The 17,756-nt window shown below is 36.4% G+C and carries 16 protein-coding genes; all 16 read right to left on the minus strand.

The window, feature by feature from the left end:
• Positions 1-4: 4 nt before the first annotated feature.
• Positions 5-325 (minus strand): YlxQ family RNA-binding protein, encoded by a 321-nt coding sequence (locus GH715_RS03540; RefSeq protein WP_163578433.1) that lies wholly within the window; start codon positions 323-325, stop codon positions 5-7.
• A 1-nt stretch (position 326) separates the two neighbouring features.
• On the minus strand, positions 327-596 hold the full coding sequence (gene rnpM / locus GH715_RS03545) for an RNase P modulator RnpM (protein WP_153834260.1): 270 nt from the start codon (positions 594-596) through the stop codon (positions 327-329).
• A gap of 12 nt (positions 597-608) precedes the next feature.
• Complete coding sequence (gene nusA, locus GH715_RS03550) at positions 609-1,757, minus strand: transcription termination factor NusA (protein WP_018932633.1); 1,149 nt, start codon at positions 1,755-1,757, stop codon at positions 609-611.
• A gap of 14 nt (positions 1,758-1,771) precedes the next feature.
• Entirely contained in the window at positions 1,772-2,245 is a 474-nt protein-coding gene (gene rimP, locus GH715_RS03555; RefSeq protein ID WP_153834261.1) for a ribosome maturation factor RimP, read from the minus strand.
• Positions 2,246-2,790: 545 nt separating this feature from the next.
• On the minus strand, positions 2,791-7,077 hold the full coding sequence (locus GH715_RS03560; RefSeq protein ID WP_153834262.1) for a PolC-type DNA polymerase III: 4,287 nt from the start codon (positions 7,075-7,077) through the stop codon (positions 2,791-2,793).
• 646 nt (positions 7,078-7,723) lie between these two features.
• Positions 7,724-9,424: a proline--tRNA ligase gene (locus GH715_RS03565; protein ID WP_153834263.1), complete on the minus strand. Its 1,701-nt coding sequence runs from the start codon at positions 9,422-9,424 to the stop codon at positions 7,724-7,726.
• Positions 9,425-9,476: 52 nt separating this feature from the next.
• Complete coding sequence (rseP, locus tag GH715_RS03570) at positions 9,477-10,733, minus strand: RIP metalloprotease RseP (RefSeq protein ID WP_163578434.1); 1,257 nt, start codon at positions 10,731-10,733, stop codon at positions 9,477-9,479.
• A gap of 30 nt (positions 10,734-10,763) precedes the next feature.
• The gene (gene dxr, locus GH715_RS03575) at positions 10,764-11,906 is read right to left on the minus strand and encodes a 1-deoxy-D-xylulose-5-phosphate reductoisomerase (protein WP_153834264.1); all 1,143 of its coding nucleotides are present in this window, start codon (positions 11,904-11,906) and stop codon (positions 10,764-10,766) included.
• A 24-nt stretch (positions 11,907-11,930) separates the two neighbouring features.
• On the minus strand, positions 11,931-12,713 hold the full coding sequence (locus GH715_RS03580) for a phosphatidate cytidylyltransferase (RefSeq protein WP_153834265.1): 783 nt from the start codon (positions 12,711-12,713) through the stop codon (positions 11,931-11,933).
• A 14-nt stretch (positions 12,714-12,727) separates the two neighbouring features.
• The gene (locus tag GH715_RS03585; RefSeq protein WP_153834266.1) at positions 12,728-13,495 is read right to left on the minus strand and encodes an isoprenyl transferase; all 768 of its coding nucleotides are present in this window, start codon (positions 13,493-13,495) and stop codon (positions 12,728-12,730) included.
• A gap of 131 nt (positions 13,496-13,626) precedes the next feature.
• Positions 13,627-14,184, minus strand: coding sequence for a ribosome recycling factor (frr, locus tag GH715_RS03590; protein ID WP_153834267.1), 558 nt, complete (start codon positions 14,182-14,184; stop codon positions 13,627-13,629).
• Between the two features lie 3 nt (positions 14,185-14,187).
• Positions 14,188-14,910 carry a UMP kinase gene (gene pyrH / locus GH715_RS03595; protein ID WP_018932642.1) on the minus strand — a complete coding sequence of 241 codons (723 nt, stop codon included), beginning with the start codon at positions 14,908-14,910 and terminating at the stop codon, positions 14,188-14,190.
• Between the two features lie 151 nt (positions 14,911-15,061).
• Positions 15,062-15,949 carry a translation elongation factor Ts gene (gene tsf / locus GH715_RS03600; RefSeq protein ID WP_153834268.1) on the minus strand — a complete coding sequence of 296 codons (888 nt, stop codon included), beginning with the start codon at positions 15,947-15,949 and terminating at the stop codon, positions 15,062-15,064.
• A 79-nt stretch (positions 15,950-16,028) separates the two neighbouring features.
• A complete protein-coding gene (rpsB, locus tag GH715_RS03605; protein ID WP_018932644.1) occupies positions 16,029-16,781 on the minus strand; it encodes a 30S ribosomal protein S2 in 753 nt (250 codons plus the stop codon).
• 152 nt (positions 16,782-16,933) lie between these two features.
• Entirely contained in the window at positions 16,934-17,404 is a 471-nt protein-coding gene (locus tag GH715_RS03610; protein ID WP_153834269.1) for a DUF6115 domain-containing protein, read from the minus strand.
• Between the two features lie 10 nt (positions 17,405-17,414).
• Positions 17,415-17,720, minus strand: coding sequence for a hypothetical protein (locus tag GH715_RS03615; RefSeq protein ID WP_153834270.1), 306 nt, complete (start codon positions 17,718-17,720; stop codon positions 17,415-17,417).
• Positions 17,721-17,756 lie beyond the last annotated feature (36 nt).

Raw genomic sequence — 17,756 nt, forward strand, 5'->3', positions numbered from 1 at the left:
ACGTTCACCCCCGAATATTTTCATCAAGTAATGCAATTAATTTCTTCGCAAATCCATTTTCATGAATGGAAATAGCTACACGACCTGATTTACCAACTGCTTGTGAAAGTGTTTCTCGATCGTCTACGAAGAAATACGGAATATGATAAAACGTACATTTATCTGTTAATTTCTTTCGAGTCTGATCGCCTATATCACTTGCAATTAATACAATTTTTGACTTTTTTGACTGAATTTCTTTGACAATGAGTTCTTCGCCAAACGTACATTTTCCAGCACGATTGGCTAATCCAATTATATTAAGATAAGATTTATGATTGACCACATTATTCGCCTTCAATCTGTTTTCTTAATTCATCATATATTTCTTGTGGAATCTTTATTTCTAACTGTTTTTCTAGTGCACCATTTTTCTCTGCTTTGTCGATTACTTGTAAATCCTTTGACACATAAGCTCCCCGCCCATTTCGCTTGCTAGTAGGATCTACAAATACTTCACCTTCTTTGGTTTTCACCACTCGGATTAATGACCCTTTAGGCATCATTTCTTGAGTTACGACGCATTTTCTTAATGGTACCTTTCGTTTTTTAGCCATATGAATACCTCCTTACTTAAACAGATCTTCGTCCATATCTTCGTAGGATTCTTCATATTCCAAGCTATCCTCATATTCTAAGGCCTCTAGACTTTCTTCAATTTCTTCTTCTGAAATCAGGCCTTCTTCTTTTGCTTCAGATTCACTTTTAATATCAATTTTCCAACCTGTTAATTTAGCAGCTAATCTAGCATTTTGCCCTCGTTTTCCAATCGCAAGCGATAATTGATAATCTGGAACGATTACAGTAGTTGCCTTTTCCTCTTCATCAACATTTACTTGGATCACTTTGGATGGGCTAAGTGCGTTGGATACATAGACTACTGGGTCCTCAGACCATTCTACAATGTCAATTTTTTCTCCTTTTAATTCATCGACAATCGTTTGTACTCTTTGTCCTTTTTGACCAACACATGACCCTACTGGATCAATTTCAGGATCCTCCGCATGAACAGAGATTTTAGAACGATCTCCTGCTTCACGCGCAACAGATTTAACTTCAACGGTTCCATCATAAATCTCCGGTACTTCCATTTCAAATAATCGCTTCAATAAACCAGGATGTGTTCTAGATACAAAAATATTAGGTCCTTTATTCGTATTTTCCACTTTGGTTACAAACACTTTAATTCTGTCATGAACATGATATGTCTCGGTTGGCATACATTCCGATTCTGGCAACTTGGCCTCGACTTTACCTAAATTCACATAAATAAAACGACCGTCCATACGCTGAATCGTACCATTCATGATGTCTTCTTCACGGTCAATATATTCATTGTAGATGATACCTCGTTCTGCTTCTCGAACTCGCTGTGTTACCACTTGTTTTGCGGCTTGAGCAGCTATTCGACCAAAATCTCTTGGTGTTACTTCAATTTCTATTACATCACCAATCTCATATGCCGGATTAATATTATGTGCTTCTTCAAGCGAAATTTGCTGATTATGATCCTCTACCTCTTCTACAATTTCTTTTTGAGCAAACACACCCATCGTTCCAGCTTCCTCATTTAAATCCACTCTAACATTGGTTGCAGATTTAAAATTCTTTTTATAAGCAGAAATTAAGGCAGCTTCTAACGCTTCCATCAGAATCTCTTTGTTAATTCCTTTTTCCTTTTCTAAATAATTCATCGCATCGAACAATTCTCTGTTCACGAATTTCTCCCCCTTTAATCAAAAGTTACAGCTAGACGAGCTTTCGCAATTTTGGCAAATGGAATCTCCACTTCTTTTTGCACCGTTTTTTCTTTATATTGAATAGTTGCGTAACCATCCTTGAAATCAACTAAATCTCCAGTGAATTCCTTCTCACCTGCAATCGGCTCATACAGTTTTACATAGACATGTTTTCCGATATGCTGCTTGAAATCAGCCTCTTTTTTCAATGGACGTTCTACGCCTGGTGAAGAAACTTCAAGGAAATAGGCTTCACTAATAGGATCTTTATCATCTAACTCGCTACTTAACCTTTCAGAGACTTGACCACACTCTTCAATATCTACACCGCCATCCTTATCGATGTATACGCGTAAAAACCAATTTGGTCCTTCTTTTTCATAGACAATATCTACAAGTTCTAAAGAAAGCTCATCTAATATGGGTTGAACTAGTTCTTCTGTTTGCTGCACTATCTTGTTTGCCATTCTGATACCTCCTCCACTGCGATTATGTTCTTTAAGATATATTTCCCATATTTATTAAACGATACACACATAAAGTGAGACTTCCCACAGTGAGTTTTTATCCTTGACTAAGGATTAGCGAAACTTATCAGAGTGTTAGATCTCACCTGATCCTCCCAAACTTCTTCGATTTATTTGACCTTGAAGCGAGGCATTTACGGACGATTAACACTGTGATAAAAGGGCTCTAATACAAATGTTGGGTGTTCATTACATTTATTTTTCCGCTAAACGCTGTTCAAAAATTTAAAGTTGATAAATAATCTATGTAGCCCAACAAGTTTCATGGAACCATTCACATTTAGTGAAGTCGGAATGATAAATCCCTTGCCAATAATGGCAAGGGATTTATCAAAACCCTATATCGCTCTTTGTTGATACCTAAGAAGAAAGAGTGGGAAGGCCCACTCTTTCTGTCCGCATCAAATGAAATCTGTATAAAATATAGCATGAATGGCGGAATAATGCAAGGGATTTACTGGATTTATCCAATAAAAAGTTCCTTATTAAAACAGAGATAATTGATTTTTCTCTGCCATCCCGTCTAAACAACCATGTTGATCCAAGTATTCCAATACAGTTTTAGAAATACGGCTACGTTCTCTTAAATCTTCTTTTGATAAGAATTCTCCGTCTTCTCGCGCTTTCTCAATATTGATTGCGGCATTTGTTCCTAATCCATCGACTGCATTAAATGGAGGGATCAGACTGTCACCATCTACTAAAAACTCCGTCGCGGAAGAACGATAGAGGTCTACTTTTTGAAAATGGTAGCCTCGTTCACTCATTTCCAATGCTAATTCTAAAACAGTAAGTAAACTTTTTTCTTTAGGTGGCGCATCATTACCTTTATCCAGAATTTCTTTGATCCTTTTGCGCATTGCTTCTGAACCTTTGATCATCGTATCTAATTCAAAGTCATCAGCTCTTACAGTAAAATATGCTGCGTAAAAATAAATCGGATAATGGACTTTAAAATAGGCTATTCGAATCGCCATTAATACATATGCAGCAGCGTGTGCTTTCGGGAACATATATTTTATCTTTTTACAAGAATCGATATACCAATCTGGTACATCGTGTTTCTTCATTTCTTCGATCCACTCCGGCTCTAAGCCTTTCCCCTTACGTACAAACTCCATAATCTTAAAGGCAAGTGATGCCTCTAAGCCTTTGTGCATTAAATACACCATGATATCATCACGACAACCAATAACATCTGGTAATCCACAAATACCATTATTAATAAGTTCTTGAGCATTACCTAACCATACATCTGTCCCGTGACTTAGACCTGAGATAATAACTAACTCCGCAAATGTTTTCGGCTTGGTATCTTCGAGCATTTGGCGTACGAATCTTGTACCGAATTCAGGTACACCCAATGTTCCGGTCTTACACATAATTTGGTCTGGTGTTACACCTAACACTTCAGGACCGGAAAAAATCTTCATTACCTCATCGTCATCAGTCGGTATTGTTTGTGGATCAATACCACTTAGATCTTGAAGCATGCGAATCATAGTCGGGTCATCGTGTCCAAGGATATCAAGTTTCAACAAGTTATCATGAATCGAATGGAAATCAAAGTGTGTTGTCCGCCATTCCGAATTTCGATCATCTGCTGGATATTGAATCGGGGTAAAATCATAAATTTCTTTATCATCTGGTACAACAATGATACCACCAGGGTGTTGTCCCGTTGTCCGTTTAGCACCGGTACACCCTTTTACCAAACGGTCAACTTCTGCTTGTTTCAGCGTTAATTCTTTGTCACTTGCATATCCTTTAACATATCCATAAGCTGTTTTTTCGGCTACCGTACCAATTGTTCCTGCTCGGTATACATTATCTTCGCCAAAAAGTACTTTCGTATAATTGTGGGCACGTGGCTGGTATTCACCCGAAAAGTTCAAGTCAATATCTGGAACCTTGTCCCCTTTGAAGCCCAAGAAAGTTTCAAACGGAATATCTTGTCCATCTTTCTTCAATTCTGCATTGCATTTTGGACATTTCTTATCAGGCAAATCAAAACCACTACCGACTGAACCATCATTAAAAAATTCACTATACTTACATTCTGGACATACATAGTGGGGTGGCAATGGATTAACTTCTGTAATCTCGGTAAAAGTCGCGATTAATGAAGAACCGACAGATCCACGTGATCCTACTAAATAGCCATCATCTAATGATTTTTTTACTAGCTTTTGCGAAATTAAGTAAATAACCGCAAATCCATGGCCAATAATACTTTTTAATTCCTTTTCTACCCGTTTCTCCACAATTTCTGGTATTGGTTCACCATAGACTGATTTAGCAAAGTTATAACTTAATTCACGAATTTCTTCCTCTGCACCTTCGATATTTGGTGTATAAAGATCTTCTTTTACTGGTTTGACTTCATCAATTTGATCGACAAGTGTGTTTGGATTAGTAATTACAATTTCTTTTGCTTTTTCTTGTCCCAAAAACGAAAATGCATCCATCATCTCGTTCGTTGTACGAAAATACGTATTCGGTAATGTTTGTCTATTTAATGGATTACCACTTTGGGATGCGATCAGTATTTGCCGGTAAACCATATCATTCTTTTCTAAATGATGGACATTTCCTGTAGCAACACAAGGTTTACCTAGTTCTTCAGCAAGTTGAACAATATTGCGAATAATATCAAATAACTGCGCTTCATTCTGAACTAATTCTCGATCATAAAGATGCACAAAATTTTCAGGAGGTTGAACCTCGATAAAATCATAGAACTGCGCAACCTTCTCAGCTTGTTCTTTTGATTTTTGCATCATCGTTTCGAATACTTCACCTTGGTCACATGCCGTACCTACTAAAATACCTTCGCGGTATTGTTGTAATTTAGACCGAGGTATTCGTGGAACACGGTAGAAATAATCAATATGTGCTAAAGAAACCAATTTATAAATATTTTTCAACCCTTCTTGATCTATAGCTAATAATGTAGCATGAAAAGGGCGAGAACGTTGATATGCATTGCCTTCTCCCATATGCTGATTAAATTGGTTATGATTCACAATACCTCGCTCAATTGACAATTTAACAAACTTCCATAACAAATAACCCGTTGCTTCTGCATCGTAAATCGCCCGGTGATGTTGAGTAAGCTCGATATCAAGCTTCTTACACAATGTATTTAAACGGTGATTTTTTAATTCTGGGAACAGTAAACGAGCTAATTCCAACGTGTCAATAACAGGATTATTTGCTTCTTCATAACCAATACGCTTAAACCCAGTATTTAAGAATCCCATATCAAAATCAGCATTATGTGCTACTAAAACGGCGTCTCCCATCCATTCATGAAATTCTTTTAATACTTCTTCCACTTCTGGAGCATCTCTTACCATGTCATCTGTTATTCCAGTCAGGTTAGTAGTAGTTTCAGATAACGGGTGGTGGGGATTAGCAAAAGATTCATAACGATCAATTATTTCTCCATTATGGACTTTAACAGCAGCGAGCTCGATAATGGTATCATATATTGCCGATAATCCTGTTGTCTCCACGTCAAATACAACATACGTATCCTCTGCTAAGGTGCGGTCTGATTCATTATAGGCAATTGGTACACCGTCATCGACTATGTTTGCTTCCACACCATAGACAACTTTCACACCATGTTTTTGTCCAGCAGCATATGCTTCTGGATAAGCTTGAGCTACGGCATGATCTGTAATGGCAATTGCTTTATGTCCCCATTTACTAGCTTGTTCAATCAATTTCGAAGCGGACACAACGGAATCCATTTGGCTCATTAATGTATGTGCATGTAATTCTACTCGTTTTTCATCATCATATCCATGATCTTCTCTTGTAATCGAAGCTACCTCTTGAATATCTTTGGCCATCATTGTTAGTTCATTTGAGAAATTATCAGTTTGAACCATCCCTTTAGCTTTAATCCACATACCTTCTTTTAACTGTTTGAACTTCTCAGCATCTTGGTCACCTTTTGAGAACATTTTTATCTGAAAAGAATCACTATAATCTGTCACTTTAAGTATTAACAAATGTCTACCAGAACGTAATTCCCTAATTTCAGCATCAAAAACAAACCCTTGAAAAATAACATTTTTTTCCTCTTCCACTACATCTTTCATTGGAATAGAACTTTCTTTGATAGGATACCCAAGTTGAACTGGACCTGATGGACTTTCTGGTTTCGCCTCTTTTGCACGCTTTTCTTGTTCTTTAAAAGCCTCTTCTACTTTTTTACGATCTTCCATCGCCTTCGCCTGTTGGAATTTTTCAATTTCCTCTTGTTGTGCGGCTACTTCAAGTTGAATAAGTTGTTTCGGTAAACCAACTTTCAGACAGAATTGATCAAATTGTGATTGAATCGTTTTACTCCACTGAGCCTCAATTTGATTGCTCACAGTTAACATAATATTATTATCGTTAAATAGAGGTTTTTTATTTTCAAAAGTACGATATTTGGGAGATTCACTCATCAATTCTGATAAAAAGATTTGCCAATAGCGGAATCGTTCCTGTTCGTCTAATGCATGTTGATCCACTCTAATCGTCCATGAAACTTTAGCAATAGATGAAAAAGCTTCGGTTAGTTTCAAAATAAACGCTTGATATATATCAGCAGGGATCGTTTGTTCAAGATGAAAATAGAAGTGCCATAATGGATTAGACCGATAAACTTCCAGCTTTTCAATAGCACCATTTTGAAAGTATTTATTTTTCATATCATCAGCAATACCAATCTGTTTCATTAGTAACTGAAATTTTTCCTGACTAGAGATACTCATCTTCGATCTCCTTTACCTATTAATCTTCCTATTATTTTATCATAAGACAAAACCACGTAAAAACCAGTTCCATCTTCTCTCCTAAAAAACTTCGTAACTGATACAAACTGCGAAGTAGTGAAAATACTGTCTGTGAAACTAAATCCACAGTCAACTATGAAGTAATTTTGACAGATATCGTGATCCTAACCGCCACTCCGGCTGCCCACTTCCCTTTCCGTGGGGTTTGCCCTTCAGCTAACTTTTTCGAGCAAAAACCGCTCGAAAAAGTGGAACTTCAGGTCAAACAGGTCCCACAGGAGTGGAAGTGGGCGGCCTTCGTTAAGATATGCTCCACAACACTTATCCGAAATCAGCCAGTCGATTTCTCCACCATATGTAACAGAATTACAGCTGATTAGAACTGTAGTAAAACAAAAAATTTAGATCCGTGAATTCATTCCTTTCTATAATCAGAGAACAAAAATAGCGCAGTATTCTGCCGAAGCGTATGGCAACACTCATCAAAATTCAGTACGGAAGAGAGCAAATCCATGTCCAGTTACTTCGTAGTATATGTGTAAACTATAACATGTTTAATTGAATGGTTGTCTTTTTGTTAAATAGATAATTCCCTTGCCTGCGATGTTGAGACAAGGGAATGTAGTTATTTTAGTAATGAATTGATTTTATCAATTAATTCTGACACGTGAAGATCTTCTTGCTCCCCGTTCTCTCTTAATTTGCACTCTACGTATCCTTCTGCAGCTTTTTTACCTACGGTTATTCTCACTGGCAATCCGATCAAATCACTATCAGCAAACTTAACACCAGGTCGTTCTTTTCGATCATCAAATAAAACGGAGATATTGTTTTCTTGCAGTTGTTCATAAATATTCTCTGCTAGAACCTGCTGTTCCTGATTTTTTGGATTTACTGCAATTAAATGGACATGATATGGCGTAATTTCTTTTGGCCATTTAATACCATTATCATCATGATATTGTTCTACAATTGCAGCTAGAGTCCGAGACACTCCAATACCATAACAACCCATTGTCATCGTTTCTTGTTTACCTTGTTCATTTAAATATTGTGCGCCTAGTTTTTCTGCATAGAATTGACCTAATTTGAATATATGGCCTACTTCAATTCCTCTAGCAAACTTAATCTTACCTTGACCATCTGGAGACGGATCCCCTTCTTGAATAAAACGAAGATCTTGATAAGAAGACACTTTAAAATCTCGATCTGGGTTTACATTTTGGTAATGCTTGTCATTCTTATTAGCACCGCAATAGCCATTACGAATAACAGCAACGGCATGATCAGCAATAACTTCGATATCTTCGGGTAGATCAATAGGTCCAATCGAGCCTACTTCTGTATTCAATAGTTGTTTTGTTTCATGCTCTGAAGCTAATTCTACATTATTAGCAGCTAACGCATTCTTCAACTTAATATCATTGATTTCATGGTCACCACGAGATAAAACTAAAACAAATCGTTCATCTACTTTGAACAGTAAAGACTTGATCCCTTGTTCTAATGGTAGACCTAAAAATTCAGAGACTTCCACCATAGTTTTATAGCCCGGTGTATCAACCATTTCTAAATCAAGGGCAGCTTCATCACTCTGTTCATATGTAACATGGACCGGTGCCATTTCAATATTAGCGGCAAAATCAGAAGTATCGGAATAGGCGATTGTATCTTCACCGATCTCTGATAATACCATAAATTCATGCGTATCTTTACCACCCATTGCACCAGAATCAGCAATAACTGCTCGGAAATTCAAGCCGCAACGAGTAAAAATGTTTGAATAGGCTTGATACATTTTTTGATAGGCCTCGTCAAGACTTCCTTGATCGGTGTGGAACGTATAAGCATCTTTCATAATAAATTCTCGTCCTCTTAAAAGGCCAAATCTTGGACGTTTTTCGTCACGGAATTTCGTTTGTATTTGGTATACATACAGCGGTAGCTTTTTATAACTTTTTACTTCATCACCAATAAGGCTTGTAACAACTTCCTCATGTGTTGCTCCAAGTGCAAACTCTCTTTCATGACGATCGTTTAGCCGCATCAGTTCAGGCCCCATCGTATACCATCTTCCTGTTTCTTTCCACAGATCAGATAGTTGCAAAGCTGGCATTAACATCTCGACAGCTCCTGCTTTTTCCATTTCTTCACGTACAATTTTCTCAACATTTTTTAATACTTTATTGCCCATTGGTAAAAAGCTATATACACCTGAAGCTGTTTGTCTTATAAATCCTGCACGGACTAACAACTGATGACTTTTAATCTCAGCATCAGCAGGTGTTTCCTTTAATGTAGGAATTAAAGTTTGACTTTGTCTCATCTTCTCAACTCACCTCGATAATTTCAATATTACCCATATAGATTAGCTAACATCACAAAAACAGTCTCTGGATATCATTCCATGTAACGATGATCATCAGTAGCATCAATAATGCGAAGCCAATGAAATGAACAACACCCTCTTTTTGCGGATCGATCGGTTTGCCTCGGACTGCTTCTAGCCCGACAAACAAGAGCCTTCCCCCATCTAATGCAGGTAACGGCAATAAATTAATAATTCCTAAATTAACACTTAATGCTGCTGTCCACATTAAAAAGTTCATAAAGCCTGTTTTGACGATCTGATCTGTAGCGTCGTAAATTCCAACGGGTCCAGATAATACATCTATAGAAAATTGACCAGTTATCAACTTGCCTAAATTAGTTAAAATCATAGTTGACCAACGATATGTTTCTTCTAAACTATAAGGAATGCTTCGGACAAATGATTTCTCTGTCGCTTGAATTACACCTACTTGTCCAAAATCTCCCTCAGGTGATTCGATTAATGCCGGAGTGACTTCAAGCGGAACTTGTTGTTCGCCACGTAACACAATCATTTCCAACGTTTCATTCGGACTTTCTTGAACAATTTCTTGAAAGTCTTCCCATTTACTAATGCTTTGGCCTTCAATCTCAATTACTTTATCATCAGCTTGAAAACCAGCTTCTTGTGCAGGGCTATTATCTGCGACAGCCCCGACCTGCATCTCTTTTACTGGAACACCTTGTATATTAGCTAATACAAGAAAAATCACTATTGAAAGCACAAAGTTCATGAAAGGTCCTGCGAACAATTGTAAACCTCTTTGACCAACTGTTTTTGAGGAGAACTGACGATCGTATGGTGCGATTTGGGTTGCTTTCTCATCCATAATAAAGGATGCTTTTCTGTTGACACGGAAGGAATACTTTTCATCTTCATTAATCTCATAGCCTTGAATGGTTAAAGCATGATCTAAATCAATATGTTCTACTTCAATCACAAAAGCATCGGGATGTTTTTCTTTGTTGTTTACAATAATTTCTTTTACTTCGCCATCATTATTAAAAGTTAACCCGATATGTTGACCTGGTTTAATATCAATGATTTCCGGATCTTCGCCAGCAACTCGTACATATCCACCCATCGGTAATAGTCTTATGGTATATAACGTTTCGTTTTTTACCGTAGAAAATACTTTAGGTCCAAAACCAATTGCGAACTCCCGAACTAGCATCCCAGTCTTCTTAGCAACATAAAAGTGACCAAACTCATGAACAAATACAAGTAGTCCAAACATTAAAATAAAGGCAATAACAGTTGTCACTTAGGAGCACTCCTTCCCTCTAACACTTCCTTAATATTTTTCGTACGTTTTATTTCTTATTTCCTGATCGATCTCATTGATTGTTTCTAAATCAGGCTGTTTCACAAAACTATGGTTTTCCATAGCATTCTCGATTACTTGTTCAATCTCTAGAAAGGTAATCTTTTCGCGCAAAAATAAATCTACTGCAGCTTCATTTGCTGCATTCAACACTGTAGGTAATGAACCACCTTTATTACCTGCATGATAAGCAAAAGCTAAACACGGAAATCGTTCCATATCCATTTTTGAAAAATGAAGTGCACTCATTTCTACTAAATCAAGGCTTTTGGATGATGACAGTGGCAATCTATCTGGATATGTTAGAGCATACTGAATTGGTACACGCATGTCGGGAGTTCCCAATTGAGCAATAATACTTTTATCAGCATATTCAACCATGGAATGGATAATACTTTCTTTATGCTGAATGACTTTTATTTTGTCGTAAGGTACATCAAATAACCAATGCGCCTCAATGACTTCTAGCCCTTTGTTCATCATGGTAGCAGAATCTATCGTTATTTTAGCACCCATACTCCAATTAGGGTGATTAAGAGCATCCGTTACTGTTACTCCTTGAAGCTGATCTCTCGTTTTATCACGGAAACTGCCACCTGAAGCAGTTAAAATGATTTTATTGATGTCTTTCTGTGATTCTCCATTAAGTGCTTGAAAGATAGCCGAATGCTCGCTATCCACAGGTAATAAGTCAACGCCATACTGTTTAGCTGCTTTCATGACTAGGTGACCTGCAGTAACCAATGTTTCTTTATTAGCTATCGCAATTTGCTTTTTGTGTTTGATCGCAGTTAGAGTCGCCCCTAATCCAACACTACCCATTACAGCATTCACTAATACATCTGTTTCTGGATCAGCACTAACCTCTTCCATTCCTTCTTTCCCAACTAATATCGTGTTTTGGTCAGTATTAATTAACAGCTCATTGCGGATTTTTTCATCTTGAACTACAACTTTTTCAGGTTTGAATTCCGCTATAATTTCTTTAGCCTTGTCTACATTTTTACCAAAAGCGATCCCATATAACCGAAACTGATGGGGATGCTCCCTCATAACATCTAATGTTTGTAGACCTATAGAACCTGTTGCTCCTAATAAAGTAATGTTTTTCATAACTGGTACTCCTATTAATAATATCTATGATATAAAATGAATAAAATGTAATAAAGGAAAAACAAATAACCAACTATCAAAGCGGTCTAGTATTCCACCATGACCAGGCAATATTTTTCCAGAGTCCTTCACATCATAATGCCTTTTGATAGCAGACTCGACTAAATCCCCTATCTGAGCAAATATAGAAGCGATAATTGTAACGATAACAACTAACAATATCGATTCATGTACATGGAAAAAATACTGAAAAATAATGGCTACTATACTAGCTACTAATATTCCGCCAAGTGCCCCTTCGACAGTTTTCTTTGGACTGATTTGCGGCCAAAGCTTATGCTTGCCAAATGCTCTTCCAAAGAAATAAGCCCCTGTATCAGTTGACAATATTACAAGAATAGCATAAAAAATATAAACTAGTCCATCTTCTACTTCCCTAGTTTGGATGAAATAATGAAAGCCTAAACCGACGTAAATCGATGCTAAAATTAAAAAACCTGCATCTTCAAATGTAAATTTATTTTTAACTAACACTGTATAACCTAGTAAAACTAATACAAAAAACATGAGTAACTCTAAGCGTGTAGAAAAAAATAAGTATTCATCTTGAAATAACAAAGACCATAATAAAATAACACTTAGAACAGTAGGAATTGGATACTTGGTCATCCTTCTCATATGTAAAAGTTCCAGAAAACCTATTGTGGCAATGATATACATGATTATTTGAAAGGGTAAACCACTTAAAAAAATAAATGGGAAGAAAAGCAAAATTGCAATAATCGCAGTAATAATTCTTGTTTTCATATTATTTTCACACCTTATATTCCACCATAACGACGTTTTCGTTTCTGAAAATCGTTGATAGCTTTCTCAAATTCTGCTGTACTAAAATCAGGCCACAATGTATCTGTAAACCATAATTCTGTATAAGCGGATTGCCAAAGTAAGAAATTACTAAGTCTTAATTCACCACTCGTGCGGATTAATAGATCAGGATCTTTAATATGAGAAGTATATAAATGATCACTTAGTGTAGTTTCTGTAATCTCTTCGATTCCATACTTACCTTCTTGTACTTCTTGGCAAATCTCTTTGATCGAACGAATCATTTCAAACCTACTACCATAATTAATTGCAATATTTAATATTAATCCATTATTATCAGAGGTTTGATCTTTAGCTTTCTGAATTGCTGCTTTTGTATTTTTAGGTAAGTCATCGAATTCACCGATGGTTTGGATCCGAACATTTTCCTCCACTAATTCTGGTAAATAATGCTGCAAGAAATCGATAGGCAACTTCATAATATATTCTACCTCAGTTGATGGTCGTTTCCAATTCTCAGTTGAAAATGCATATAATGTTAATATTTCAACTTGTAATTGATTGGCTGCTTTTACAATTCGCTTGACATTATCCATTCCTTCTCGATGACCTGCAATACGCGGCAATCCTCTTTTTTGTGCCCATCTGCCATTCCCATCCATGATGATAGCAATGTGCTTAGGGATATTTTCGGACACTGTTTGTGATACTTCTACAGTGTTGTCTTTACTATTCTTAAAAGGAAGTTTAAACAAACGCATAATTATCCTCCATCATTAAAAAACCGTTCTATTCAATACTCCATATATCTATGGCTATTATGTAAAGTGGAAAAACCCTCTTCTTATTAAGAGGGCTTCTACACTCATCATATATTCTACCTTTTTTTGGCTTAGACTTCCATAATTTCTTGTTCTTTTTCTTTCGTTAATTCATCAATTTTTTGAATGTGTGTGTCTGTTATTGATTGTACATCATCTTGGAAACCTCTTAATTCATCTTCTGTAAGGTCACCATTCTTTTCATCTTTCTTCAATTGATCATTTGTGTCACGGCGAATATTACGGATTTGCACTTTTGATTCTTCCGCATACTTGCCAACTACTTTCACTAAATCTTTACGACGTTCTTCAGTTAGTGGAGGAATACTGATTCGAACTACATTTCCGTCATTTGATGGTGATAAACCTAGATCAGCTTTTTGAATAGCCTTCTCGATATCAGAAACGGTAGATTTATCAAATGGTGTTATAACTAATAACCGAGCTTCTGGCACAGAAATAGATGCCAATTGGTTTAATGGTGTCAATGCACCATAATATTCCACTTGTACACTATCTAATAAAGCTGGGTTTGCTCTTCCCGCTCTTACTGTTGCAAGATTTTTAGAATATGCTTTTACCGCTTGATCCATTTTCTCACGAGTTTCTTTCATTAACTTTTCAGACATGTTTTAGCTCCCCCTTATAATGGTTCCAATATTTTCGCCAATTACAGCTTTCTTAATGTTTCCTTCCTCTGAAATGGAGAATACAAGTAAAGGAATGTTGTTATCCATACACAATGATGATGCCGTTGAGTCCATTACACCTAATCCTTCATTTAAAATTTCTAAATAAGATAACTCATCGTACTTTTTAGCTTCTTTATTAACTTTTGGATCAGCAGTGTATACACCATCTACGTTATTTTTAGCCATCAGAATAACATCTGCTTCCACTTCTGCTGCTCGTAAAGCTGCAGTTGTATCAGTTGAGAAATATGGATTACCAGTCCCAGCAGCAAAAATAACCACACGCTTTTTCTCTAGATGTCGAATTGCTTTACGACGAATATATGGTTCTGCTACTTGACGCATTTCGATGGAAGTTTGAACGCGTGTTGGAATGCCTACATTTTCAAGGCTATCCTGAAGAGCCAAAGAATTCATGACAGTAGCCAACATTCCCATATAATCAGCATTAGCACGGTCCATCCCCATTTCGCTTCCTACTTTACCACGCCATATATTGCCACCACCAACAACAATTGCAACTTCTACACCTAATTCAACTATATCTTTTACTTGTTTTGCCACTGATTGAATGATAGATGGCTCAAGACCAAATCCTTGTTCACCACTCAGAGCTTCTCCACTTAATTTAAGAACAATCCTTCTGTAGTTAGCAGTAGCCATAATTACCTCCATATATGTAAATATTATAAAGAAAACGAAGATTTTAGCCAAGTAAAAGGATAAGAATCTCTCATTTCCTAAAATATATTAATAAAACTATTGTTACTTTTCAAAGAAAAGGGACACCATGTGCCCCTCTTTTTAATCAAAGTTATTTTTTGTTTACTTGATTCATTACTTCTTCAGCAAAGTTATCTTCACGCTTTTCAATTCCTTCGCCAACTTCATAGCGCACGAAAGATTTAACTGTTGCATTGTGATTTTTTGCAATTTGTTTTACTTTTTGATCAGGATCTTTTACAAAACTTTGCTCTAATAAGCAAATTTCTTCAAAGAACTTGTTAAGACGACCTTCTACCATTTTTTCAACAATATGTTCTGGTTTACCTTCGTTTAATGCTTGTGTTTTAAGTACTTCGCGTTCTTTTTCAACATCTTCTGCTGAAACAGCATCACGAGATAGATATTTAGGATTTACAGCAGCTACGTGCATTGCAATATCTTTGGCTACTTGTTCATCAGTTGTTCCTTCAAGAACTGTAACTACACCAATATTACCACCCATGTGGATATATGCTCCAAACGCATCATTATCTGTTTTGTTAAATAGTGTAAAACGACGCAAGGAAATTTTCTCACCGATTTTTGCAATATTGGAGTTGATGAATTCTTCAAGTGTTTCACCGTCACCGTTAAGTGGTTGTTTTAAAGCATCTTCAACAGTTTCTGGTTTTTGAGAAAGAATGTGTTTAGCAAGATCCTGTGCTAATGTCTTAAACTGATCGTTTTTAGTAACAAAGTCTGTTTCACAGTTTACTTCTAATAATACCGCTTCGTTTCCAGAAACTTCTACATACGCAGAACCTTCCGCAGCAATACGGTCTGCTTTTTTCGCAGCTTTAGAGATACCTTTTTCACGTAGATAATCAATAGCTTGCTCGATGTCACCATCAGTTTCTTGAAGTGCTTTTTTACAATCCATCATACCTGCACCAGTTTTTTCTCTTAGTTCTTTTACTAATTTTGCTGTAATTGCCATTAGAATTTCCTCCTTTAATATCATATATTGCTGAAAAAAAGGTGATAAAAGGTCTCCCTCTTATCACCAAAACCTTTAATTACTCTTCTACAGATTCAACTTCTGCTTCTTCTGTAGCTTCTGCTTGCTCAGCAGCTTCTTCTGTTACTTCTCCTTGTTTCGCTTCTAAAATAGCGTCTGCCATTTTACCAGTAAGAAGTTTCACAGCACGAATAGCATCATCATTCGCTGGAATTACATAATCAATCTCATCTGGATCGCAGTTTGTATCAACAATACCTACGATCGGAATGTTTAATTTATGTGCTTCTGCAACAGCAATACGTTCTTTTCTTGGGTCGATAATGAATAAAGCATCAGGAATTTTATTCATTTCTTTAATACCGCCTAAGAATTTCACTAGACGTTCTTTTTCTTTAAGAAGACCTACAACTTCTTTCTTCGGTAAAACATCGAAAGTGCCGTCTTCTTCCATTTTTTCAATATCTTTTAAGCGGTTGATACGTTTGCGAATTGTTTCAAAGTTCGTTAATGTTCCACCTAACCAACGTTGGTTTACAAAGTACATTCCTGAACGGATCGCTTCTTCTTTTACTGATTCTTGTGCTTGTTTCTTTGTACCTACGAATAAAACAGTTCCATCATTTTCAGCGATTTCTTTTACGAAATTGTACGCTTCTTCTACCTTTTTCACTGTTTTTTGTAAGTCAATAATGTAAATGCCGTTACGCTCTGTGAAGATATATTTCTTCATCTTTGGGTTCCAACGGCGTGTTTGATGTCCAAAATGAACACCAGCTTCTAGTAGTTGTTTCATTGAAATAACTGCCATTATTTTTCCTCCTGTAAATTGGTTTTTATTCCTCCATTTGTTTCATACGATACAAGGACTAGTGAATAGCACCACTTGTACCTTCCACAAACGTGTGTATTTAACACCGAAAACAAATATACCATAATGTATAGTTGCAATCAAGCGATATTTCATTTTTTTTGTTGAAATTTCAATAATAGCTCAACTTCTGTTTTACCCTTGTCCAGCTCTTTCGCTATTTCATCTACTGTATAACCTTTTTCATGCAAATGTAACACAGAAGCTGTTGTTGAACGTTCTACAACATCTTCGACCTGTTCAACATGTGCAATGGCTTGATATTCTTTTGTTGACTGTTTAGGTGTATGGACTTCCTTAACAGATTTTCTGACTTCAGGTTGTTTTTGATTATTATTATCTGAGTTATTACGATTAAACTTTTCTACTTGTTGTACAAATTTCTCGTTTTCTTCTTTTAATTCCACCAGATAAACAGCAAGAGTGTCTTCGATATTTTTCACTTGCTGGTTCACGTTATCTTCTACTCCAACTAATGTATCTTGTTTTAATTTCAGTTGTCGGATGATGACAAAAGTTACAATATGAATGATAAAACTAAACAATAACAATATATATAGCATAATCTACCTCTTAACCACTAAAATCCACTTTATTTCCTAAGTAAGGATGTTTGTATTGCTGTTGATGCTGTTTCTCTTTTTTCTTATCTTCCGATACTTCTTGGAAGTGGCTGTCCCTTTTTTGCTTGTTGTTTTTTAGTTGTTGACTTGCTTCTTGTTCCAAAACTTGCTTTCGTCTTCTCAAGTCTTCTTTAGCCATTGATTGTGCTAGTTGATTCTGATCAATCCTGCCTTGTTGTTGCATCTGATCCTGAATTTTACCAGCATCCTGTGTTCTAGGCAACGCTACCTGCATTTCTACTGCTTTCCAACTCATGGGATACCTCCAATATTTGAAATAAATATCCGCACT

Origin of the sequence: Gracilibacillus thailandensis, assembly GCF_010994055.1 — a bacterium.
GTDB classification, from domain to species: domain Bacteria; phylum Bacillota; class Bacilli; order Bacillales; family Amphibacillaceae; genus Gracilibacillus; species Gracilibacillus lacisalsi.

Bases quoted from the DNA above. Each gene is read 5' to 3' on its own strand.
- rnpM (WP_153834260.1), bottom strand. From the start codon at position 596: ATGGCTAAAAAACGAAAGGTACCATTAAGAAAATGCGTCGTAACTCAA.
- rimP (WP_153834261.1), bottom strand. From the start codon at position 2,245: ATGGCAAACAAGATAGTGCAGCAAACAGAAGAACTAGTTCAACCCATA.
- GH715_RS03560 (WP_153834262.1), bottom strand. From the start codon at position 7,077: ATGAGTATCTCTAGTCAGGAAAAATTTCAGTTACTAATGAAACAGATT.
- GH715_RS03565 (WP_153834263.1), bottom strand. From the start codon at position 9,424: ATGAGACAAAGTCAAACTTTAATTCCTACATTAAAGGAAACACCTGCT.
- dxr (WP_153834264.1), bottom strand. From the start codon at position 11,906: ATGAAAAACATTACTTTATTAGGAGCAACAGGTTCTATAGGTCTACAA.
- GH715_RS03580 (WP_153834265.1), bottom strand. From the start codon at position 12,713: ATGAAAACAAGAATTATTACTGCGATTATTGCAATTTTGCTTTTCTTC.
- GH715_RS03585 (WP_153834266.1), bottom strand. From the start codon at position 13,495: ATGCGTTTGTTTAAACTTCCTTTTAAGAATAGTAAAGACAACACTGTA.
- frr (WP_153834267.1), bottom strand. From the start codon at position 14,184: ATGTCTGAAAAGTTAATGAAAGAAACTCGTGAGAAAATGGATCAAGCG.
- pyrH (WP_018932642.1), bottom strand. From the start codon at position 14,910: ATGGCTACTGCTAACTACAGAAGGATTGTTCTTAAATTAAGTGGAGAA.
- tsf (WP_153834268.1), bottom strand. From the start codon at position 15,949: ATGGCAATTACAGCAAAATTAGTAAAAGAACTAAGAGAAAAAACTGGT.
- rpsB (WP_018932644.1), bottom strand. From the start codon at position 16,781: ATGGCAGTTATTTCAATGAAACAACTACTAGAAGCTGGTGTTCATTTT.
- GH715_RS03610 (WP_153834269.1), bottom strand. From the start codon at position 17,404: ATGCTATATATATTGTTATTGTTTAGTTTTATCATTCATATTGTAACT.
- GH715_RS03615 (WP_153834270.1), bottom strand. From the start codon at position 17,720: ATGAGTTGGAAAGCAGTAGAAATGCAGGTAGCGTTGCCTAGAACACAG.